The organism is Niallia sp. NCCP-28 (genome assembly GCF_023168165.1).
Taxonomy (GTDB): domain Bacteria; phylum Bacillota; class Bacilli; order Bacillales; family Cytobacillaceae; genus Niallia.
Genome location: NZ_BQYJ01000003.1, coordinates 123,003 through 144,827, shown reverse-complemented (window position 1 = coordinate 144,827; position 21,825 = coordinate 123,003). Strand labels below are relative to the sequence as shown.

General features: G+C 31.7%; 31 protein-coding genes and 2 riboswitches. Of the genes, 12 read left to right on the top strand and 19 right to left on the bottom strand.

The window, feature by feature from the left end:
* Window positions 1–320 precede the first annotated feature (320 nt).
* Window positions 321–403: riboswitch (cyclic di-GMP riboswitch) on the top strand.
* 69 nt (window positions 404–472) lie between these two features.
* Entirely contained in the window at window positions 473–658 is a 186-nt protein-coding gene (locus tag NCCP28_RS10025) for a hypothetical protein (RefSeq protein ID WP_248561279.1), read from the top strand.
* An 18-nt stretch (window positions 659–676) separates the two neighbouring features.
* Here NCCP28_RS10025 and NCCP28_RS10020 read toward each other — a convergent pair whose 3' ends face one another.
* The 3 genes from NCCP28_RS10020 to NCCP28_RS10010 form a co-directional block, all read right to left on the bottom strand.
* Window positions 677–1,870 carry a Ger(x)C family spore germination protein gene (locus tag NCCP28_RS10020; protein WP_248561278.1) on the bottom strand — a complete coding sequence of 398 codons (1,194 nt, stop codon included), beginning with the start codon at window positions 1,868–1,870 and terminating at the stop codon, window positions 677–679.
* A gap of 669 nt (window positions 1,871–2,539) precedes the next feature.
* Window positions 2,540–2,992 (bottom strand): hypothetical protein, encoded by a 453-nt coding sequence (locus tag NCCP28_RS10015; protein ID WP_248561277.1) that lies wholly within the window; start codon window positions 2,990–2,992, stop codon window positions 2,540–2,542.
* Between the two features lie 536 nt (window positions 2,993–3,528).
* Entirely contained in the window at window positions 3,529–4,050 is a 522-nt protein-coding gene (locus NCCP28_RS10010) for a methylated-DNA--[protein]-cysteine S-methyltransferase (RefSeq protein ID WP_248561276.1), read from the bottom strand.
* A gap of 300 nt (window positions 4,051–4,350) precedes the next feature.
* On the opposite strand from NCCP28_RS10010, the gene NCCP28_RS10005 reads away from it, so the two are divergent.
* Window positions 4,351–4,827 (top strand): hypothetical protein, encoded by a 477-nt coding sequence (locus NCCP28_RS10005; protein WP_248561275.1) that lies wholly within the window; start codon window positions 4,351–4,353, stop codon window positions 4,825–4,827.
* 231 nt (window positions 4,828–5,058) lie between these two features.
* Here the strand turns inward: NCCP28_RS10005 and NCCP28_RS10000 are convergent, their stop codons facing one another.
* Entirely contained in the window at window positions 5,059–5,256 is a 198-nt protein-coding gene (locus tag NCCP28_RS10000; RefSeq protein WP_248561274.1) for a hypothetical protein, read from the bottom strand.
* An 84-nt stretch (window positions 5,257–5,340) separates the two neighbouring features.
* On the opposite strand from NCCP28_RS10000, the gene NCCP28_RS09995 reads away from it, so the two are divergent.
* Both NCCP28_RS09995 and NCCP28_RS09990 read left to right on the top strand, forming a co-directional pair.
* Entirely contained in the window at window positions 5,341–5,826 is a 486-nt protein-coding gene (locus tag NCCP28_RS09995; protein WP_248561273.1) for an FUSC family protein, read from the top strand.
* Between the two features lie 114 nt (window positions 5,827–5,940).
* Window positions 5,941–6,114 (top strand): hypothetical protein, encoded by a 174-nt coding sequence (locus tag NCCP28_RS09990; RefSeq protein WP_248561272.1) that lies wholly within the window; start codon window positions 5,941–5,943, stop codon window positions 6,112–6,114.
* Between the two features lie 16 nt (window positions 6,115–6,130).
* Here NCCP28_RS09990 and NCCP28_RS09985 read toward each other — a convergent pair whose 3' ends face one another.
* The 4 genes from NCCP28_RS09985 to NCCP28_RS09970 form a co-directional block, all read right to left on the bottom strand.
* The gene (locus tag NCCP28_RS09985; RefSeq protein WP_248561765.1) at window positions 6,131–6,937 is read right to left on the bottom strand and encodes a cytochrome c oxidase assembly protein; all 807 of its coding nucleotides are present in this window, start codon (window positions 6,935–6,937) and stop codon (window positions 6,131–6,133) included.
* Window positions 6,934–7,422 (bottom strand): DUF2243 domain-containing protein, encoded by a 489-nt coding sequence (locus tag NCCP28_RS09980; RefSeq protein ID WP_248561271.1) that lies wholly within the window; start codon window positions 7,420–7,422, stop codon window positions 6,934–6,936. The genes NCCP28_RS09985 and NCCP28_RS09980 overlap by 4 nt, the downstream gene beginning before the upstream one ends.
* A gap of 217 nt (window positions 7,423–7,639) precedes the next feature.
* The gene (locus NCCP28_RS09975; protein WP_248561270.1) at window positions 7,640–7,987 is read right to left on the bottom strand and encodes a hypothetical protein; all 348 of its coding nucleotides are present in this window, start codon (window positions 7,985–7,987) and stop codon (window positions 7,640–7,642) included.
* Between the two features lie 615 nt (window positions 7,988–8,602).
* Entirely contained in the window at window positions 8,603–9,097 is a 495-nt protein-coding gene (locus NCCP28_RS09970) for a GNAT family N-acetyltransferase (RefSeq protein WP_248561269.1), read from the bottom strand.
* Between the two features lie 240 nt (window positions 9,098–9,337).
* Here NCCP28_RS09970 and NCCP28_RS09965 point away from each other — a divergent pair, with 240 nt between their 5' ends.
* Window positions 9,338–9,565 carry a hypothetical protein gene (locus tag NCCP28_RS09965; protein ID WP_248561268.1) on the top strand — a complete coding sequence of 76 codons (228 nt, stop codon included), beginning with the start codon at window positions 9,338–9,340 and terminating at the stop codon, window positions 9,563–9,565.
* Here NCCP28_RS09965 and NCCP28_RS09960 read toward each other — a convergent pair.
* From NCCP28_RS09960 to NCCP28_RS09945, 4 genes are all read right to left on the bottom strand, one after another.
* Entirely contained in the window at window positions 9,562–10,020 is a 459-nt protein-coding gene (locus NCCP28_RS09960) for a hypothetical protein (RefSeq protein ID WP_248561267.1), read from the bottom strand. The genes NCCP28_RS09965 and NCCP28_RS09960 overlap by 4 nt on opposite strands.
* Before the next feature lie 139 nt (window positions 10,021–10,159).
* Window positions 10,160–10,627, bottom strand: a complete 468-nt coding sequence (locus tag NCCP28_RS09955) for a hypothetical protein (protein WP_248561266.1) — start codon at window positions 10,625–10,627, stop codon at window positions 10,160–10,162.
* Between the two features lie 165 nt (window positions 10,628–10,792).
* Window positions 10,793–11,338, bottom strand: a complete 546-nt coding sequence (locus NCCP28_RS09950) for a GNAT family N-acetyltransferase (RefSeq protein ID WP_248561764.1) — start codon at window positions 11,336–11,338, stop codon at window positions 10,793–10,795.
* Complete coding sequence (locus tag NCCP28_RS09945) at window positions 11,238–11,522, bottom strand: hypothetical protein (RefSeq protein WP_248561265.1); 285 nt, start codon at window positions 11,520–11,522, stop codon at window positions 11,238–11,240. Before NCCP28_RS09945 ends, NCCP28_RS09950 begins: the two co-directional genes overlap by 101 nt.
* A gap of 507 nt (window positions 11,523–12,029) precedes the next feature.
* Window positions 12,030–12,113, top strand: a riboswitch (cyclic di-GMP riboswitch).
* A 63-nt stretch (window positions 12,114–12,176) separates the two neighbouring features.
* Between NCCP28_RS09945 and NCCP28_RS09940 the strand changes: the two genes are divergently transcribed.
* A complete protein-coding gene (locus NCCP28_RS09940) occupies window positions 12,177–12,536 on the top strand; it encodes a response regulator (protein ID WP_248561264.1) in 360 nt (119 codons plus the stop codon).
* A gap of 572 nt (window positions 12,537–13,108) precedes the next feature.
* Here NCCP28_RS09940 and NCCP28_RS09935 read toward each other — a convergent pair.
* A complete protein-coding gene (locus NCCP28_RS09935; protein WP_248561263.1) occupies window positions 13,109–13,390 on the bottom strand; it encodes a hypothetical protein in 282 nt (93 codons plus the stop codon).
* A gap of 741 nt (window positions 13,391–14,131) precedes the next feature.
* Window positions 14,132–14,398, bottom strand: a complete 267-nt coding sequence (locus tag NCCP28_RS09930; protein ID WP_248561262.1) for a SunI/YnzG family protein — start codon at window positions 14,396–14,398, stop codon at window positions 14,132–14,134.
* 181 nt (window positions 14,399–14,579) lie between these two features.
* Between NCCP28_RS09930 and sda the strand changes: the two genes are divergently transcribed.
* The 3 genes from sda (at window position 14,580) to NCCP28_RS23790 (ending at window position 15,751) form a co-directional block, all read left to right on the top strand.
* Window positions 14,580–14,735, top strand: a complete 156-nt coding sequence (gene sda, locus NCCP28_RS09925; protein ID WP_248561261.1) for a sporulation histidine kinase inhibitor Sda — start codon at window positions 14,580–14,582, stop codon at window positions 14,733–14,735.
* 118 nt (window positions 14,736–14,853) lie between these two features.
* Window positions 14,854–14,994 (top strand): hypothetical protein, encoded by a 141-nt coding sequence (locus NCCP28_RS09920; RefSeq protein WP_248561260.1) that lies wholly within the window; start codon window positions 14,854–14,856, stop codon window positions 14,992–14,994.
* Window positions 14,995–15,247: 253 nt separating this feature from the next.
* The gene (locus tag NCCP28_RS23790) at window positions 15,248–15,751 is read left to right on the top strand and encodes a CBO0543 family protein (protein WP_375709388.1); all 504 of its coding nucleotides are present in this window, start codon (window positions 15,248–15,250) and stop codon (window positions 15,749–15,751) included.
* Between the two features lie 144 nt (window positions 15,752–15,895).
* Here NCCP28_RS23790 and NCCP28_RS09915 read toward each other — a convergent pair whose 3' ends face one another.
* On the bottom strand, window positions 15,896–16,462 hold the full coding sequence (locus tag NCCP28_RS09915; protein ID WP_248561259.1) for a dUTP diphosphatase: 567 nt from the start codon (window positions 16,460–16,462) through the stop codon (window positions 15,896–15,898).
* 352 nt (window positions 16,463–16,814) lie between these two features.
* Here NCCP28_RS09915 and NCCP28_RS09910 point away from each other — a divergent pair, with 352 nt between their 5' ends.
* On the top strand, window positions 16,815–17,000 hold the full coding sequence (locus NCCP28_RS09910) for a hypothetical protein (RefSeq protein WP_248561258.1): 186 nt from the start codon (window positions 16,815–16,817) through the stop codon (window positions 16,998–17,000).
* A 114-nt stretch (window positions 17,001–17,114) separates the two neighbouring features.
* Window positions 17,115–17,216: a DUF4177 domain-containing protein gene (locus NCCP28_RS09905; protein WP_248561257.1), complete on the top strand. Its 102-nt coding sequence runs from the start codon at window positions 17,115–17,117 to the stop codon at window positions 17,214–17,216.
* Window positions 17,217–17,848: 632 nt separating this feature from the next.
* Here the strand turns inward: NCCP28_RS09905 and NCCP28_RS09900 are convergent.
* Window positions 17,849–18,415 (bottom strand): GNAT family N-acetyltransferase, encoded by a 567-nt coding sequence (locus NCCP28_RS09900; RefSeq protein WP_248561256.1) that lies wholly within the window; start codon window positions 18,413–18,415, stop codon window positions 17,849–17,851.
* A 457-nt stretch (window positions 18,416–18,872) separates the two neighbouring features.
* Entirely contained in the window at window positions 18,873–19,286 is a 414-nt protein-coding gene (locus NCCP28_RS09895) for a VOC family protein (protein WP_248561255.1), read from the bottom strand.
* A gap of 977 nt (window positions 19,287–20,263) precedes the next feature.
* On the opposite strand from NCCP28_RS09895, the gene NCCP28_RS09890 reads away from it, so the two are divergent.
* Entirely contained in the window at window positions 20,264–20,719 is a 456-nt protein-coding gene (locus NCCP28_RS09890; RefSeq protein WP_248561254.1) for a hypothetical protein, read from the top strand.
* A 108-nt stretch (window positions 20,720–20,827) separates the two neighbouring features.
* Here the strand turns inward: NCCP28_RS09890 and NCCP28_RS23595 are convergent, their stop codons facing one another.
* Complete coding sequence (locus NCCP28_RS23595; protein ID WP_282579550.1) at window positions 20,828–21,292, bottom strand: CBO0543 family protein; 465 nt, start codon at window positions 21,290–21,292, stop codon at window positions 20,828–20,830.
* 198 nt (window positions 21,293–21,490) lie between these two features.
* Window positions 21,491–21,769: a hypothetical protein gene (locus NCCP28_RS09885; RefSeq protein WP_248561253.1), complete on the bottom strand. Its 279-nt coding sequence runs from the start codon at window positions 21,767–21,769 to the stop codon at window positions 21,491–21,493.
* Window positions 21,770–21,825 lie beyond the last annotated feature (56 nt).

The following is a 21,825-nucleotide window of genomic DNA, read 5'->3' as shown; positions in this document are numbered from 1 at the left end:
GTAATATATAAACAAAAAATACATTTTATGTTTTATGATTATGAAAATGGATTGCTTGAAATACAAAACGCATTAACAAAAGCAATCATTTTAGTGAAAATAAAAGAATTAATCTACCGGCTGAAATAATACCAACCATGTTTAAGATTTGCTTAAAAGACTATAGGATTGGCTATAGTCAAAAAAATAAAAAAATTTAAAGCTATTATCCTATAAATCTATTTTTTTTCAAAAAACAATCCTTATTATTACTTAAAAAACATAACAAATCATTTAAAATACCCTACTTTATTCATTGACTAAAGCCAATATAATGGTAAAATTAAATTGGGCAAATTTTACGAAAGTAAAAGACGCAAAGCCACGGGCCTAAAGCACTAGCTATGGCAGCCGGGTTGCCAAGATTCAGTCTTGTAAAAATCGATATATTCTTTCTAATTTGCCTTATTAAAATTAGAAAAGAGGAAAAAAATTGTTCTATCCAACCGTTTTAACTGAAAAAACGAGCATTCGTCATGTTGTAAAAGACAGTCAGCATTGCGTATGCGGCACTACCTATAAACACCATGCAACATTTGACAAAAGAGATTTTAAACGCATTCAATTTAGACAACGCACAGAAATAACATGTCCTAGCTGCAAATCCATCATTGAATAATGATGGATTTTTGCCTTTTTATGATTTATCTTCCTTATAGCCATTTGTTCTAGTGCCACTGCGTCTTATCTTGACTTTAAAGTCAACATATACTTTTGATTTTACAAACCCTTCATCCCAGTTGTTTTTATATTTTTTAAAATGTTTATAATCATTTTCCCTCAATAATTCACCAAACCCAAAGATATCTGCCTGATATTCTTTTTGCATTTTCGTCACTAATTGATGGATATCTTCGTTTATTTGATTATTAATAAGTTTTTCATACTGACCAAATGTTTTGTTGTTTAATAAATCTTTTTTACAGCCGACCTCTTCAAGGATAGCAACTGTTCGAATTTTCACTCGAAATGTTGGGACCTCTTTTATTTCCTTTGCTGATACATCTGCGGTTGATCTGACAATATGAACCCCTACTATATTTTTTTTATTATCGCAAGGAACTCCTATATAAGTTTGTTTCATTTTATTTTGAATCATCAATAGATTGCGCGTATCATCTAATGTTAAATATCCGACTACTTTGCTGTTTTTAAAAACTGCCAAAGGTTCCAATTTGACCGTTGCATCTGGTGTTACATTTTTTAGATTATCGACTCGCATCCCTTTGTTTAGATCCCCTTTAATGCTTAAATTGGCAAGCACAGGAACTTGACCTTCACTTGTTAGAATACGAATAAAATCATCTAGACGCATCCCAGGATCCCCTCCCCATCCCCGAAACATTTGGGTTAATTGGGCACCTATTTTTAGGGAGGAATTTTTATATACAGGACTGACTACTTTTAAAATATCTTCTGCACGATTCCCTTTGACTAATACAATATTAAAATCAGAACGAATTTCCCTATTCCTCTCAAAAAAGTCAAGAAAATCCAACAGCAAGTCATTAACAGCATCTTCACTTATCGCTAACAATCGCATATGAGAGTAAATAAATTTTTGAGAAGCAGCCACATTCATTTTATGCAGTAATTCGGAAATCGTATTTCCCTCTACTGTAAAAACAACAGCAGGAGTTTCTCCTTTTGCTGTTTGCGTATTTAATTCAGTGGAATTAAGAACCTCTAATGATACTCTGTACTTTTTTTTCTCTCCGGCATCAATTGCAATGCCCGTAACAATGCTCGTTTGCAAAAGTTCTTTTCTATCCCAGCACCCTGTTAATAGACAGCAGCTCAACAAAATGATTAGTGTTTGTCTCCATTTCATGCTCAATTGCTCCAATATAAAAAAATTTGACCACATTTTGCGATTAAAAGTAGTTTATGGAAAAATATATTATCTATACCAAACAGCTGAAAAATGGACTAATTCATCTCTTCTTTTTATTTTTAAATGATTTTAATAAAATAAAAAGAAGGATGGAATTGTTATGAATAAAACGTTATTTCGCTAATATCTAAGATAGCATTAGGAATGTTAGCCACTTTTATAAGCACTGCCATCTTTTCCCCATTCCTATATGGAAGTTATATTTTTTATTCGAGTGCTTTTTACCTTTATTATCTTTATATTTTCCAGCAGCGATGGCATATGGACTAGATATATAGCTAGCGAATCTAGTACCCAAACCGGGATTATGTTGAAAAAGGAACTTTTTTTCACATAAATCTTTTTTTGTTTGTTTCCATCATTCTACAATTATTGGTCTTGTTATTTTATATTTTTAATCGCTAGAATTATCCCAGAAGCAGGCTGACAAATCACTTGGAATATTCGTTTAATGAATTCACTAATAAGAAACAATAATTATCAAAAAACATTTGGCTATCTGAAATATTGATATATTCGTATTTTTGAATATAAAAGGAGCAGTCAATAAGTCGATTTATCGATTATTGACTGCTCCTTGTTTATTAAAGATTTGATTTATTTTTTCTATTGTGTTTCTGCCACAAATACATACGAAGCATTGCCTTTTTTCCAGATGGACTCTACTTCAATAACATGCTTCCCTTGTTCTGTCGGCAATATCAGTTTATTATTTTTCATTGTCAATGCTTTGCTTCTTTCTGAACTACTCCATATATATGCATGAATTTTTGGATTAGAATCATCACTGAAAGTTATCTCTCCAACTGATTTCTGCTTAATGCCTACAGCCTCCATATGTTCTGCCATTTGATTTGGCGAAGCTGCATCTGCAATTTCAGTACTATAAGACAGCATGTATCTTGATGTCCATTGATAAGAACCCCTTTCCAGTGCAATATCTTTGCCGTTGATTTTGATGAATGCCTCCGGCGGCTCCCCTTGGCCAGAGAAAAACTTAATCATTACTACTGAAGCCAATACAGCAAAGATTATAATCACTATAAATTTTTTCCCCAAGACTATTCCCCCTTTTTATTGTTAGACGATTTTCATTTTAAAAAGTTCCAATACTTTTTAAAATGGAAGTTTCTGCAATAAAGCGAAACTTCAATCAAACCTTTATGGCCAGTTTCTCTTACCTAGATTTCTGTTTTTTAATAACCTTGGGGGACGGGGTCCAAAGTCCGTTAATGAGTAATAAAATAAAACAAATTATATTGCTTAATCAGATAAAAGAGGGAGGAATAGCATTTTTTCTTATTATGAATACTGCTTTTATTCTTATTTCCTGCGGTTTTTAGGAGTATGGACAAGTGGAGAACAGCAAAGAGCCATTTTTCATTAAATAGCACAAAACCCATCGCACATTTTAGAACAGCGGCGACAAGTCATTTTTGATTAGCAGGATTGATATCTTTAATGATTAGTGTAATTTATTATTTCTAATGCCAAGACTATGTTAATGGACGCGCTGATAATCAATTGATTCTAATTATCAGCATATGATTCACTGTCAATTATATAATAGATAACTAATCCATTTGCTCAAAGCTTTATTCGAATTGATGCTTAGATAGATGGATGTCTTCTAGCCTTTTTAGCTCATTTGTTCTTTCATGATGAAGAAGCCATTCTTTTCTCCATAAGCCACCCGCATATCCAGTTAACTTTCCGTTTGCTCCAATAATTCTATGACATGGGATTATAATGCTTAATTTATTTTTTCCATTGGTGCTACCGACTGCTCGGACAGCCTTTTCATTGCCAACGGAAACAGCAATATCTTTATAAGACCCTGTTTTTGCATATGGAATGATTGTTAATGCAGTCCATACATTTTTTTGAAAAACGGTTCCTTCCAATAAATAGGGAATATCAAATTCATATCGTGTCCCCTTAAAATATTCATCTAGCTGCATATAACAATCTTTTAGCAGTTCTGGGGTTTCCCTTGTCATCCTATAAAGGACTTCTTCTCTTTCTGGAAATAAGATAGAATATATGCCTTCCTCAGAACCGACTATTTCTATCACCCCAATTGGCGATTGATAATCTAATTTATGCTTTTTGCTCATATAAAAAACCTCCATACATTAAGGGCAGCATATCCTTGCCAAAGTATTTGACTAATCTTTTTTTCTGAATTTCTAATAATTACCATCACCCTCTTTTCCCTATATCAATAGATGTATAAAAAGGGGTGGGGAATTCTAATCAACATTCACCGCCAATTATTAAATATGGCTACTTCCTTCTATTCAGCTTCATTATTTATTTTCCTAACATATTTATTGCCTGTTCTTTATGAATAAGCAGCCATGCTTTTTCAAACGATAACTGTAAGAATTAAATTTTAATTAAAGGAGACTTCTTTAATGAATCAACTAATAAGCAATCTAGATTTACATGCCAAAGGTCTTTGGTTCCCTGTATCGATGAGCATTATTCTTTTGCTTATTGTCATTTTCATTCCGAAAAAAAACATTAATTGGAAAGAAATATATATTACTTTTGGGATAATTGCTTTTATTACTTGGTTTTGTGACGGGCTTATTGGAAGAGTATTTAATCTTTTAGACCTTGGAAACCCAAAATTAACAGGACTTGGCGAAATATTTTGCTATACTTTTATCCCAACATCCTTAGCCATTCTTTATCTTAATTACTTTACCAAACAAAACAAATGGAGATTAGCAGCGATATTTATTCTCCTGTCATTAGGCATCGATATTGGCATGAAACTTTCTGGATATATGGTTTTTCATGAATGGAGTCTGGTTCATTCCATCATTGTCTACTTTTTTACATACGGATTTTTTCTTCCATTTCACATTCGATTTATCAGATCATAATATATATTTTATCATTTTTTCTATTAAAAATATACTTAATTAGGGTCTAATGACCTATACTAGAGCATCCATCACTTGAAGTATTTAGTGTTAAGTTCATGCTTATTTAAGCACAGATCTATTTTAAATAGGTTTCTATTTATCCACAGCAAACGATCGACTGATTTTGATTATAAGAAAAATAGCAATGGCTGTGAATTATAATGAATCTTTAACAAGCACTACAAATTTCTAATAGCGGAGTATCACAGATATCCTAACACTTCTTTTTGACCATTTATTCGGTTTTTCCAGCTCTGAAAAGCTTGTAAAATCTTCTGTAACTTTATGTATCCAACCATTTTTAATTGTTTCATTATGCTTCCATTTGGCTCCTCCTTCGCAAATAGGGATACTTAGCTTTTCTTCTTCCATTTTACCAAAAAACAATCAAAAAAATCATTCTTTACTCCATACATAAAGAATGATTGAGAAGCAGAATGGCATACTACCTAAAAAACAAAGGAGATTAATATGAACACTTCCCATCCTAATGAAAATTTAACTGCTTTGATCTGGAAGCTAGCGATTGGTTCGACTTTATCTTGGGAATTGGCTAAACTATTAGGTTCACACCATCCTTATTTAGCTCCATTGTCCGTTATTTTATGCCTGCAATCGACGATGAATCAAACGATAACGTTATCAGTAAAACGTTTAATTGGAACAGTCATCGGCATATTTCTTACCGTTCTTATTGCAAAAAAACTAAGTGTAAACGGATGGAATTTAGGCCTATTGATTTTGATCGGCGGGCTTAGCACCAAATATTTAAAATCAGATAAAGTTACCATTCACCAAGTCGCGCTAACCATTTTATTTGTGTTTGTATTTGAACAACAAACCCAACATTATGCAATCGATAGAATGAGGGATACGATGATTGGTCTAGCAGTGGGTATTATCATACAAATTGTATGGTTTCAATTTATTTTGACTCTAAAAAAGCGTGTAAGCTAACTGAATAATACATTTTAAATTAGTTTTATTTTTAGCAAAAGCACATTTAAATCACAAACTTTCTGCATGTTTTTCCAATAAAAACACAATCTAAAAATAAAAAGGAGGATAAAGATGATTCTTCTGCTAATCAATATACTGGCAAATCCCCTTATTTCAGGGCTGTTAATGAAACATAATCTAGATTGGCATAGAAAATTAGTTGCAATTTTTGCACCTATCTTTTTTATTTTTTTGTTGCTTCAATCTGAGTACATTATTGCCCGCATAAAATCAACCAAACTGTAAGCTGCATTTTTTTGCATTACATCTGGAAACGCTGATGATTCTTGCTTCCTTGGATAAATGGAATTCGCCTTTTTTTATACCACTGGAGACAAAAAAGAAAAATGAGCACCCCATCAATGACATCCCCTCCATAATACATCAACATTCCCCCTGTTTCTGCCTGGTGTTTCACCACACCAATCGGCGGATAGGCATAGATATATTTGGAAAGGATGCCATGACTTGCCAGAGCAACAATTAACACTGACGCTCGATAGAAAAAACTAGTTCGATGCGGTTTTAAGTCAATGTCAAGCAGCGACCATATAAATAAGTAGCCTGCAAAAAAAATATGCAGGTGAATAACAAAATAGATTAGAATCGATTCATGCATAAAAGCATATAGATTTGTCGTATAAAGAATCCATAACCCACCCATATGAAGCAATGCTGCTACAAAAGGATTGCTGTAAATCCGTATAGGCAGCGACTGCAGCACTTTTGCTGCTATACGAGCGGCTTGAATTGGTATTGTTCTTAATAAAAGCGTCATTGGGCATGAAAAAATCACAAAAATTGGTGCAAGCATACCAAGAATCAGATGTCCAAGCATATGTGCACGAAAATCAATGGAAGCATGCTCTGCAATTGGACCAGCAAGTGAAATGGCAGCACAAATCATCCCTATTATCCATAAAATCACACGATTAAGCGGCCATTTTTTGTATTTTTTATTGGATAAAAAAATACAAAACAAATAAACCATAATCATAAAAGAAAAAAATACAATAATAAAAGGATCCATGGAAATAGCCTGATGCTGGTGGACATGGTTATTATTCATTTGTTTGCCATTCTCCAAACATGTGCTTTTCTCCCAGTGGCGACAAGCAAATAGCTTCCTGTTGCAATCATCAATACGGCAATGCTATTCCATACCCAATCATAAAGATAAACATTATCCACATAACGAATTTGGTGAAGACCCATAAGTTTATGCTGAATCGTTCCATCATAGAGCTGAAAACAGCCGCCTCCAAATTGTACGCCTCCCCACCATCTTTTAAACCAATAGCCACCTTTTTTTCGCAAATCTGCCACTATAAATAAGCTTACAATGGTCGCAAACCAACTGAAAGCATGAAATAAGCCGTCCGAAATAAGTCCAATGCCTGTTGTCGATTTATCATAAAAATGATGCCAATGCAAAAGCTGATGAAAAATAGTTTCATCAATAAAAGCAACCATGCCTAATCCGAAAAAAATACCTGACCAAAGATTAGCAGATAAATAATCATAACGAGCAGAAGATGCTTCCCTTTGTTCCATCACAAGCACTCCTTTCTTAACTACATACTTTTTTTTGCAGTTTACCCAACAGAAAGATTGTTTACACAAAAAAGAGGTATTTATAAAAAAGGAAATGCTGGAATCCACCTTCGCAACAAAAAATATTAAACAATTATTCATAATGCTTTAAAATCAAAAGGGCAATAAGAATTCACGATATGAATTCTCACTGCCCTTTTATCTCCCATTAAATGATTTAAGAAAAGTTTTCCGTTATCTTCAGTTCTAATCTCCCATCTTTTTGCTGCCCGATGATTTCCACTAAAATAGTTCCCACTGCTCCTAAAATGTTGGTGTTAAACGCTTTATAAATTTGCTGCTTTTCCATTATCGCTAGTTTATCATTATAATATTTTAAATAAATTGCTCTTATCTCATCAAACTTATTATACAATCCAGTAAATACTCTTTCCCCACTTTTTATGCTTTTAAAAGTAGGTTCCTTCTCTTTATTTCCATTAAAAGTAATAGTGATATTTTCTAATGTTTTTTGAAGATTATTCTCAACATAAACAACTGGCAATGTCTGCATTCCAATAAACATGCTTCATCTCCCCTTTAACATTTATGCAATTAAAAATAATCAAATGAAACTTCAATCAGTCCTGTGCGTGCAGTGATTCCCACCTAAACTTCTCGTTTTTCTTATCCTCTCAAGATGATGGTCAAAAAATCATTACTGCGAATTAAAAAGCTTTTTGCTTTATTTACGAGATGATGGCTGGAAAGGTTGCAATGAAAGTAAATTTAGCGGTTTTGCAAAAAAAAAAAATATTTTTTCCTTGAATAGCTTTCCTCTGCCATCCATCATCCAGCAACTTATCATTTATTCGGATAACAACACAATCTTTTGACAGCTCCCTACGCAAACTTAAATATGCATCTTGATGAATTTTTTAAACATTATTTAAATCATGTTTAAAAAGTTGATAGTCATCTAGTTTGGTTTTACAAAAATAAATAGCATCAATTCCAGCAAAAACGCTGGATACCTTGTCTATCAGTTTTATCATAACATTTATTTCTCCTTGCTATATTTTGATAAACTAATATTATAACGTGAACCTTCAAACAGTGGGGTTCTCCTTTCCGATTTTATTTGTCGAACTAATTAGGCTTTTACGGGTAATAGTCCTTCACCTAGATTTCTCGTTTCCTCTCATAATCTTGTAGTCGGAGTCAGAAGCCCATTAATGGGGGATAAATTTTTCTCCATAAATACACTATTTGGATCTTCCTGATAGCCCGCAAAAGGTTTGCAGTACCTGAATCCAAAGCTTTCATATAATTTCCTTGCAGGCATAAAAGCTTCCATCGCCCCCGTTTCTAAACTTATCTTTGAATAGCCCCTTTGTTTTGCTTCCTCTATAATGTGATGAAGAAGATTCCTCGCTATCCCTTTTCGCAAATGATTGGAAGAAGTGCGCATAGATTTTAACTCCCCATGCTTTTTGTTCAGCTCTTTTAGAGCTCCACAGCCAGCCAGCTCCCCATTCTCCCATACACTCCAAAAAGTGATTTCTGGTTTTTTCAGTTTCTCAAGATCTAGCGCGTGAATACTCTCAGGCGGTGAATTTAATGACATCCCCTGCAAATGCTCCCCAATTAATTCAATAATTTCTTTCCCTGTTAAATCATCTACTCTTATCTCCATTAAAAATCCCCCCTTTATTTTATTGATAACCGCTTTTCAAAACCTTTCTCTATAATTAGCAATCTATTTCTAATTTCAAAACTATTGATATGTTTCCTGTTAAGTTGTCCCTTTCCAAAAAGATAAACAGTTGAAAAATTAGTCACAAAAATGTCTCATCTTTCTATAAATTCAAACTTTTATTCTGTTAACTTAGTTTATAATAAAATCAAATGCAGATGAATGGAGCTGACTAATTAAATGTTTTTTATAAAAAAAAAACCATTTGCTTGCCTATTTTTAATTATTTTGCATTTTTTTCTAGGCATAAGTGCAGTATTGGGTGGTGCAGCCTTAATCATTTCCCCAAATGGACAATTGCTGAATATGTCTCTTGCCCTATTAGAAAACAGTCCTTTTTATCGATACAAAGCGAAAAATAAGCCATTATGTTTGCATTTTAATAATGAAGGTGCCTTTTTCATCTAGTCCCAATAATTAAAAATAATTTGTCCAATGTTTTGGGGTTTCCAATAAGCAATTTGTTTTAATTCCGCCTTATTTAACTCACTCATCAACATTTGACTTGCAGAAATATCCAGGTCTACTTCATGCACAATTTGATAATATAAAGAAAACTGATCAAAAAGCGGAGGGATATCCATAAACAAAATACGTTCATATTCAACAACAGAAGCACAAGCAAGATAAGGATAGTATTTATTAAGCAATATAAAAAACTTTCTGTTAAATACATCCATTTGTGCATAATAGAAATTTGTATTGCCCTGAAATGGAGAAAAACCGATTACTTTTCCCCCATTATATGCTGCAAAATGAAAGCATAGTTGTTTAAATTGCTTCTCATCTACCAATGGAGGAATCATTCCTTCATTCATATAAAAACCAGTCACTCCATTCGGAAGTTTTATTGTAAATCCCACCTTTTTTATACCTATCATTTTAACTTTTATCATATGTAATAGAGCTTTTTATGTTGAATCAATGACTTATACAATAGTTATAGCTACTTGCCAGTTTAATAACAACATATATCAGACAGTATAGACATATAGAACAAACTTATATCCCGCAATGATACACATAATAATTCCCTTCTGCCAACCGATCTGCCATAGAAATAATTTTATCAAAAAAACTAAGCAATTCTTTTCTATTTACTATAATTTTTTCATATTCTCCTGCTTGATTGTTTCCCTCTCCATAAATGAATGTTCCTTTAAGCGTTATCAAATCAGGGGCATATTGAAATAAATCTCTCCAGCCAGCAAAAACTCCTTTTAAAGCTGCTGCAGAATGAACATCAAACAACGTCACTCCATAATAATTAAATCCATAAGCTTTAGCTGATGATTGATTTGTCGCAGGATTTTTACTCGGAATCCATTCTAATGAATCGTATATATATGTAATAATATCATCAGAAATGGCGATACTTTCTGCTATTCCATTGATTTTTTTTGCATTCAAATAAAACTCCTTTAATTCCGTTGTATCAGGAATCAAATAAAATTCATGTGTTAATCCCATACTTTCCTCCATTTTTTATTAAGGAAATATTCTATTAAGAGTTCCTATTATTTTTGTGCTGTATTTTGTTACTGAACAATTGATTCGCTGTGATATCATTAATGATTTATATTAAAATATGGACAGAATAACTCTATTCCAAAACTTCTCAAGTGACTCTATTTTCTATTCATTTATTCGCCCCATCACAATGGTATTATAATAATTTCCATCTGAAAGCCGCTTATCTTGTTTTAGTATCCCTTCCATTTCGAATCCTAAGTTTTTATAAAGCTCGATTGCTTTTTCATTTGTTTCTAAAACAGTTAATGTCATTTTTTTAATAGCATGTAAATCTGCCCAATTAATAGATTGTTTTAATAAATTTTTGCCGATTCCGTATCCCCAGTACTTTTGCATTACACATACCCCAAATTCCAATTTGTGGGCAAACCTTTTTAGATCATTTCCTTCACAGCGGGAAAATCCGACAATTTTGTTCTCCACTTCTCCTACTAAAAAAAGATTGCAGCTTTTTTGGCCATCTGTTTGTATGATTTGTTTAAAGCCTGCTTCATCAATAAATGCTTCTCCTTTCTCTCTATCTAAATTCTCTGTTTCCCCATCTATCTCAAGCCTTAATTCTGATAAAGCTTTTGCATCCTTTTCCATAGCTGACCTTATCGTATACCGCATATTCCGAACGGCAAATGATTGTGGCTGAATAATTATAATAACCTCCCCTTTCTTTTCTTAGGGACTGTAAATTAATGTCCCTCCTCTTTTTTCTTAAGGTTGAACCATAACTGCCAAACTCATAAAAATTATCGGCAAGCAGGGAATGCAGTTCCTCTAAATTGTATGTCATTAACCTTTTTTCCAGCAAAAGAATATGTTCTTCCAACCTATCAAACATTTTCTGCTCCTTCTTTTTTATTCTTTTTCTAACTTATATATATTTTTCGAAAATAATCAATAAATGCATAATAAACGCCAATAAAATTCTATGTTTTCACATTTTTTCTTGGTAATTTTCCAAATATAGATGGGCATGCCAGAATGTTTCTTCAAGGATATCTTCTGCTGTCTGCTGGTTATGGAAAGCGAAAGAAGAAAAGAAAATAATATAAATCCTGAAAGTACAGATGATAAAGATTGTCAATATTATCTTTCATTGCATCCTCATCTTCAGAAATAACACGGCTGAACATGGAAATAGTTACAAAAAGGATTAATTCATCTGTAACTATGCAGATATAAACATAATTTCCCTTTTTATCCGTGAAATTCCTTAATTTATTTTTCTCGTCAAATGTTTTGTTATAAAATACCTATTTTATAACAAAACAAAATATAAAAAAGGGTCTTTAACACTACCTAAATAGTAAAATAGATCTAAATGACTATAAAATATATGATACTATAGAATCAATGGCAAATTTTACGAAAGTAAAAGACGCAAAGCCACGGGCCTAATGCATATAGCGATGGCAGCCGGGCTACCGAGATTATCTCGTAAAAACCTATTTCTTTCATTTGCCAATTTAAGAAAAGGGAGCATTGATATAGAATGCATAAAAATGTAGTGATTGCAGATGATTCTATGTTTATGAGAAATTTATTAAAACGCTATTTATCAACAGGCGACTATCAAGTGATAGCTGAAGCTTCAGATGGATGTGAGGCTATTTTTCTCTATAAAAAATATTCACCCGATATCTTATTGCTAGACTTAACGATGCCCCGAAAAGAGGGCATGGACGTACTAAAGGAAGTAATAGAATTTAATCCTAAAGCAAATGTCATTATTTGTTCAGCAATGGGACAAAAAAGATTGATAATTGATGCGTTAACAATCGGTGCAAAAGACTTTATCGTTAAACCGAACTTTCATGTTTTAGTGCCTGTATTAAATAATTTATTTCGTTAATATTTACTGATCAAGCAAATACTTGATCACTTTCATCTTGCCTGAAAAGCAAAAAGCAGCACCTTTTTTTAGATGCTGCTATTAGATGCTATATTTGAAACCTCTGTTTTATTTGCTGTCCAATTGACAGATTACTTTTAACAATCTTGTTATCACAATCGTTATAATAAAAACAATAAACATAAAAAAGTAAATATCTCATCATTTAGAAACTTAACATCTAATTTAATGCCAGCCAATATACAGGAAAACTTTCCCACAAAAAAACACATTACTGAACCAACACACTCTAATAAAATTCGCTAAAAAAATGATTCGGCTCTTTTTATGCTTACACTTATATCCCACTATTTTGATTGCAAATAAAATAATTACTGTTGTAAGCATCATTTTTTCCTGCAAAAAAATCCTGATATCACAGCATACTAATGTATTGTTGTCAGGATTTTCCTACTATAAACTAAAAGAAAAATAGTTTCTTTTGTTCTCAGCTTTTTATATTAGTTTGATTAATACCCTTAGCTTACCAGCCAAATTGAATAATCGCGCCCATTATAAAGCGCTTTCATTTATTAAGATGCTTGATTTTCAAAATTAACTAATGCCTCTCGCAAATCTTCTCTAATGGATCGGAATGTTATGGTATGTTTAAAATTTTCCACACATTCAATAAAATTGGACGCTGTATATTTAGAAATTTCTAAAGAATATCCTTCTGGTTCATTCGGAATATTTTTTGAAAGTTTTCTTAAGTTCTCAATGCTTTGTGGAGCTAATGCTTTTGACGTTGCTTCTAATGCGACAGATAAACCTATTTTTAAACTGGACGGACTATTAACATACACTTGAACCATATTCTCACACTCCTGTCGTTTTTACCAACATATTCATAGAATCAGGGTTTTATTCCGCTGCAGAATAAAATATGTTCTAACTTAAGTATTAGCTGTTTTTGCATTTTTTATTCTTTATTCTATGTTTTTTTCATAATAAATAATTCTATAATTTCCTTGTATTTTCCTGCCTTTCAGCAAAAAAGATACGAAAATAAATTACGACTGTTTTTAAGTATAGATTATATGCTGCTTTATTGTAATGCAATGACCAAGGAATATTTTAGTTTTTTGTTATATTAATTGCTTTTGTATTTTAGGGTTAAAATGAACACAAAATAAATAAGAAAGTAATGTAATTAAAAGAAACAATAACAATGGAGTTTACTGTCCGGTTACTATATGTAGATGGAGAAATCTTCTCAGCCTAAGCTAAAAAACTATTAATTTTTTAAGGACTATTCAAATGGATCAGTCCTTTTTATTCCTGTTTACTTATTTTCCATTATCAAGCGTAATATTTACGACTGTGATATAAACGAAATCACACTTTAGATGGATTTAATGCTTTAATTAGTTCTTGAATTGCATTCAGCGTATCTCTAGTATTTTCTTTTGTCTCCATTTCATTTCTTGCATGCAATAGTACGGGTCTAACAGATTCAATTGAACGTCCAAATTTATGCTAAAAATCTCCTTATTTTTTGTCGCCATAACAAGAAAACAAGTGCTTCATTAGCTCAAGCGCTTGTTCTTAAATCATTAATTTCCTTTTATAAATAAATTCAACTTATTCATAACAGCAACGTAATTGGTTGTATACAAAATATAGGAGCTATTTTTTGTTTCAACTGCAATTCTATCTGTCGTTCCATATGGAGTACCTACTCTTATTGCTTCATTGGATTCTCCGCCATAAGTATCATCTAATTTTACTTCCCTAATATCAGATACAGGTATTTCAATTTTAGTGAACTGATGTCTGATAACCACATTATCATTTTCCCTTTTTACATCTATCCCAATCATATATTATACACTCCTTACCAACTTGTTATTTTTTTCTATTTTTTACGATTAAACCTGGAAAAAGTTTCATTCTAATCAACTAAGCCATCGTTTTATTTACTTAAATTTATAAAAAAAGTTTTATCATAATATATTTGGGTAAAAAATGCTTATAACTTGCCGAGCAGAAAGGAAATTTAAAATGAATTCGTTAAATAAACTTAATAATGAAGATTTAGTTAAAGTATATATATCTGCCAATAAATATAAATTATCAGTAGAATTTATAGACTTATTAGAAACAGAGATATATAGAAGAAATATCTCCATCAATTTGCTTCAAAAACCCCTTTTATAAATTTACATCTTTCTCATTTGTTGCAAATATGCTTTATACATGTACTATTTTCCGCTTTTTTCACTTTTATCAGTAAGGTACTATCTTAATTAACCCCTACATTAAAGGAGTGATTTTTATGAACGGAAAAAAAGTTCTGTATCAAGAGAAAGAATATATACTAATTCATAAATATGAAACAGGATATTGCGAATTAAAAACTTTAGATAGTTTCCTGTATAAACTAGTGCATGAGTCAGAATTAGTATTTTTGGAGTAGGTAAACAGTGTATAAAGTTAGCATTTACACTGATTTACCATCTATCTATTGCAAATTTTGTTCCAACCATTTCCTAAATTCCCCATAAGTAATTTAGGAATTCACACTATATATTTCCCAAAAAAATACAACTACTGTTCACCTGAATTTATACTATTGGGATTAAGATGATCATCAATGATAATAAAAGACTTTTTTGTACACTCAATGAACCTTTTGTTTCTTTAGAATAAAATGAATACTTTTTTCAGCAATGGTACAAGATAATAATCAGATTTCCTTTGGAGGAAGAATTTGTATGATTTTATTATTTGTTTCTATTGCAATATTTATAGCAATTATCTTTATAATGCCTAAAAGACTAACTATGATTGAATACTACGCTACTTCATTAAGTTCAATAATTCTTCAGCTCCTTACTGATTTATATTTAGAATTCAAATATCATTTGTATGGATATTTTTCTTCACAAATAGACTGGATTTCACTTTTAATTTTTTTCTTTATTTATCCACCAGTGAACATAATTTTTTTGAATTTCTATCCTTATAAATCGAAAATTTTAAAAAAATCTCTTTTTTTATCATTCTGGGTTATTTTTTCAGTAAGTTATGAATGGGTTGCTGTAAAAACTGAATTTTTTTATTATAGTGGCTGGAAATTATGGTATTCCGCAATAATTTATCCAGTTCTTTTTATTATTTTATTGTTAAATCTAAAATTAGTTAGGCTGATTACTAAGTTTAACTATGACTGATATTAAACGTTACAGCTAACCAACCAAATTAAAGATTGTTATATATACAAATTTAACGTTCAAGCTGCACATCTAATCGCTAGGTACAATACCTAGCTTTTTTATTGCACAGTTTTTTTCTGCTCAATATCTAGTCGCTTGTCGTTAATCATTACTTTCCATTCTTACATAATAAGCCTTCTCTATTTGCTCCCCTGTAAAGCCAAGCATTGCACCAAGCCCTAAATATAATCCTATTAAATGTCTATACGCATAATGCCAATAATCTAATTTGTCTGCTGTAAAAATAGTTGTTACTACTCTGTTTATATAAACAAATTGACTAACTATGCTGTCATTTTTAAAAGGTGAATAAGTAATATTTTCAACTTCTTTTACAATGCCGATTCTCACCGCAAAAGCTAATCCGTCTACATATTCTTCTAAAAGTGGATTCTTAAATATCAAGTTTCCTTTATCATCCAATCCAGAAATCTTATTATTAGGCATTTGATTCTCATTCCAAAACTTAAATCCTTGCCATTCATTCGCACATTTACCTAATTTCACAAATAAACCCAAAATTAATTCTTCAAAACAATCTTTATCTGCATATTCCATTTTATCTATAAACACTTTCTGCGCTTCAAACAGCTTTGTAAGGTTCATTTCTTTATCTCCTCCTGATTTTTGTATATTCAAAGGAAGGTACATAGTCACTTTATCATTCATCAACCAAATACACCTTCTGCTCCAGCAAGCATCCCGTTAAATTAAAGAAGCAGCTCTCAACTCTTTAATTTTTTGGCATAAAGTGAATCTTCAATCAGTGAGGCCCCCACTGATTGTTAGTGAAACCAATCAGGCTTTTATAGGCAAGTTTCTCCCCATCTAGATTTCTCGTTTTCTCTTACAATCCCTTACGTGGGGTCAAAAGCCCGTTAAATAGTGATAAAATTCAAAATGGAAAAAAACTTTATCACTTACAACTTCTTCCTTTTATAAACATTTACCCTTGAGTTTACTAAAAAACACATTTACAATTTATAAAAATAACTTTTATATATTCATTTGGAGGTTTTGCATGGACACTTACACAAACACTGGTTTTTTCATCGGTTCACCAATATTTTTATTTGCTCCTCTAATCATTAAATTACTTTCAACTGTAATTGCTATTTTCATTGCAGCTAAATTCTATAAGCTGCAAAAAGAAAAGAATGCTCTTCTTAAAGAGATAACAAATAAACTAGATAACATTAAAAAGTGAAAGAGCAATTATGCCCTTTCCTTTTTCTTTAGAAACTTAATAATTTTTTTGTTCCCTAAAGCAATAAGTTGGTCATTCCTATAGGAAAAAAAATTAATGATAGGAGAGATTTTCATGTATGAATATAAATTTATAAAGACTGCTATTGGAACTTTTAGTTCAAAGCCAAAAGAAGATTATCAAGCAATTATTCATGATCACGCAAAACAGGGATGAAGATATACGACATGCTTTTATTTTGGAAACACAATATCTCTTGCAAATTACACATTCGTCATCATCTGGCTGCATAACAAAGCAGCGATAGATTGAGGGGATATAAAAAATGACTTTATAAGCACTGTAAGCTGCCAACAAAAAATGGTAGCGGTCCTATAAATGAATGCACAAACTCCTCAGTAGAATAAGAAAGCATAAATATACGCTCTTTTTACTTTCTTATTTAGCAATATATACTGACATGCAGCACTCCTTAGAATTTCTTATCAGCCCTTTACAATAGTCAACAATAAAAAGGATATAGATCATTTCACAAAAATCCCCATTATTTCAACAAAAAAAACGCTTCTCCGTCTGGATAAAACGTTTTTTCTGTACATAACATAATCGTTTATTCTCTAATTTTATTTCAGTTTGGTTAAGAATTTTTTTCATGCTTCACTGCTATCAATATTCAGACGTTCAGACAAAATAATCAACCACCACATGCACTCACCAATCTTATGTTCAAGTTCAGATGCCATGTCCCCATTTATTGGCCAACGCCCCTGTTGAGACATTGGTAGGTTTCAGAGTTGCTCTAAAAAACCACTGAAAAAGGTTGTTTTTTTAAAAGCCCAAAAAATCTCCTAGCCTTCCTTCTTCCCACCTCTACGAAACGATAGCCGATGAAAGGTATTGATACACATAAACAGTTCTTCTCCAGTTATCTGCCTTGAATCAGCAATAAGAGGAAGGTACATAGCATGGTAGGTCTCAGGTACCCAAATGTAGTGATGAACATACTCTGTGAGGAAAAAGCCGCATGATTGCCAAAAGTGAATACGCCTTCTATTATCTAGTGTTTTCTCTGACTCGACCTCGATGATTAATTTTTGATACCCCTCTGCAATTGCTTTGTGTCGCAGGTAATCAACAAAGTATTTGCCAAGCCCATAACCTCTCTCTTTTTCAGATACCGCTAAATAGTCGATGATCATCACTCGATCAGATGCGAGCTTCCCTGTGAGAGCCATAATAATCGCTGCCGACTCGTTGTGGTTGTATCCTACATGAAGCTCGACAATTCCTTGTGCAAACATATTTTTAATAATCTTAACCGGCTTAGACCCCTTATCACCAAATGCTTCTAAATAAAGGGGGCTCACGTCCTGCCACAGTTCATCGTCCCAAGTGCCAACTGTTTTAATCTTCATAAGAAGTTCTCCCATCTGACTTGTTGTTCCAATTTTGCAGTAAATAAAATAAGTTTCAATTTCTTCTGCGAGGATTGTGCATTACGGTTCTAAGAACTATTTTAATTAAGATATCCACCTCTATAGCATTTTATTTAGATGTATAAGATACTGGAAGTCCTTTCCTTCTTCACTCGCCTGTTTTGTTAGCCATCAATGAAGCGCAAAAATCGGCGCTTCACTATAGATTAGAAATTGCCACTACTGAGATTGACCTTAATCCAGTCATTTCTAATTGATAAACTAAATTTATTACCCCACCTCTTTTTGCGATTGAGTAGGGTCTTCTTAAGTTTCGTCAGATTTCTTATTTTGAGAAACTTATTTTCATGGTAGTTTATTAATAAATGTCACTAGCCTGGGACCGATATAGTTAAATAAGAAAATTTATAGATAATTCATGGATTAACCGAATTCATTAACTCTTTAAATAATCACAAAGCTCAATTAAAGTTCCATCAGTCGAAGCGGGATTAATATATATTAGTCTTCTTCCGCGCAAATTGGTACGGCGTGTATTCTCTAGAAAACGAATCCCATTTTTAATCGATTCCTGTATGGCAACCTCTAAATTGTCGACTCGATATGCAATATGATGTACACCTTTTCCCCTTTGTTTTATAAAACGTGCCATTGGTGAATTCTTGTTAGTTGGTTCCAATAACTCAATTACTTTATCAGCGGTTCTAACAACAGCCACATGTACTTCAACACCTGGAGTATCACTTGTATAACGATCCTCCAAACTACCATTTAATACATTAAGGTAAAAGGGTAGAGCACCATCAATACTTCTGACTGCGATTCCCACATGGTCTAAAATATAGTTCAAAATATAGTACCTCCATCTATCATATTTTTATTAATATCTTGTTAATTTTAATTGTCCAATAGCAGCACAGATAAGATTTTGCACAAAATCACTCCATTTCATTTCTTCAGAAAACAGATTAGTATCACTTTTTCACGATTCCGTTGCGTTTTGAAAAGCGTCTATACTATATTTTCCTGCTCATCTTCTCTATCACCTTTATCTCATTTTAACAATTAAATAAATTAATTAAGTTTTTTTAGTATCTGCCTAACTAATCTTCCCCTTCATTAGACATAAAAACTCAATAAACTATATCTTTTAGCAAACTTTATTAATATTTTTCCTAGCTGCTTTTATAAATGATTAAACCTTTATATTTTCTAATGTGAATTTATGCTCTGAATAAATGTTCCACATATCACGCAGGATAAAGTAAAACTTTAATCAGTGAGGGTTTTCCACGTCCTCCGCTGATTGTTAGTGGAACCAATCAGGCTTTTATGGGCAAGTTTCTCCCCAACTAAATTTCTCGTTTTCTCTTACACTCCCTCAGGTGAGGGTCAAAAACCCGTTGAGGCGTGATAAATTTGCCCTTTAATTCCTGCATATGCGACAATGTTGCTTTAATCTCCGGTGCTATTGAAATAAAGCTTCCTTATAAGTTTCTTCTGTTTGATTTATAGTAGAAAGAACACCATCTTAAATAATTAAGTTTTTATAAACTTCATATAAATCATTCTTCTTTTAAAATGCTCCCAAAGGGTTTCCTATAAAGAGTTGGGTTCCTTATTTTTTAAAAGAAACGATTGACTTTAGGTTCTTTTTATCAGGTCCATATACCTATTAGTTCACAAAATGTACATATTTTTTTAATTTCATATAGAAAACTGCCATTTGTAAATATTTACTAATAGGAATTTTTTCCATATATTGATACAATAAAACTAAAATTATATAAATATTATTTTAGTTTTATATAGGGAGATTTGATTTTTTTGATTGGACTTTTACTTGCTATTATCATTTTTAATTTTCTTGCTTTTAAATTGAATAAAAAGCTTAATAAGAATCAAACTTTACATATTTATGTTTTTACTATTGCCTTTCAAACTATTTTTGATATATTCATTGATATTAAATATGAAGGTTATTGGTATTTCACAAAATCAATCGAATGGATTTCATTAATTTATTTGATATTTTTAGTATCACCTGTTAATATCCTCTTTCTCAACTTTTACCCTTTAAAAAAGTCTTTGTATAAAAAAATGGGTGCAATTATTATTTGGAACATACTATTCATTGTATATGAATTTATAGCATTGTTACCCGCACCATGGGGATATTTTCATTATGGCTGGTGGAAATGGTGGTATTCCGCCCTATTGAATCCTCTCTTATTATATATTTTAATTAAGTATTTTCGCCTGATTATAAAATTAGAGAAATAGCAAAACATCCTTCTTACTATAAGAAGGGTGTTTTCAGTACATAAATGGAGAAGTCATAAATATTACTATGTGCAATAAATTCCCAACTTATTTACTCAACAAATACAATCATTTATTTTCTTTGCTTTTTTTAATGCATCTTATTGTAACACTATGAAACACCATTAGAATAGTATAAAGAATCGGATAGACGATTACGGAATAATCCTGTTTCCAACCATTTAAATAAAATGTTCCACTCCAAATAAAAATTGTTTCATATACCATGGCTAATATACTCCAACATAAAATGTAAATAGCCTGCTTGTATAACGTTTTCCCGTAAGGATAGTAATTTAAAAATATTACATTAATCGCTGGGTATATTCCAAAAATATATAGTAAAGTGTCCCAATCAACACCTTTATCAAAATACCCATATAAGTGATACTTTAAGCCCAAATAAACATCCGTAAGAATTTGTAAGTACGAAGCAAATAGAGTAGTAGCAAGTAATTCAATAGGACTTATACGTTTTGGTATAAAATAAGCTATTAAATTAAAAACTATAACTGTAATGATAAGAAATAACATTGCTGTACTCCCATCTACAATATTTGATATATACTTATCCTTTCCTAAAATCACTTATTAGATAATAAAAAGCACTCGATTTATTTTGAGTGCCTACAAAACTCTTCAATTTTAGATAATTTAATAAATGCGTTCATGATTAATTTTGCAACTAGTGCCACAGCAATATACATTATAAAACGATATAGAAAAATACTCTTATTCAATCCTGTTTTTCTTCCTTTTAAACTCTTCTATCCCCTTTATGCGCCTTTTTTCATCCATTTGGAATTGTTTTGCTGCCTGTTCAACAGTATTAATTTTGCATCTTTTCCAAAGACGGGCATTAAGTTCATAGTAACGCCTGTCAAACTTAGGAACAGTCCTTTTAAGATTTTCATACAAAAATTCAGCTATTTCTATATGTAATCCGAGTTCCTGCCCATATAAGATATAGTTTTGCTTTATAAACATCTTATCTTGATTATTTGTTCTCATCTATTCATTTCCTCTTCTAACATGCTTTGCCGTATAATAATTTAACTGTATTAGAA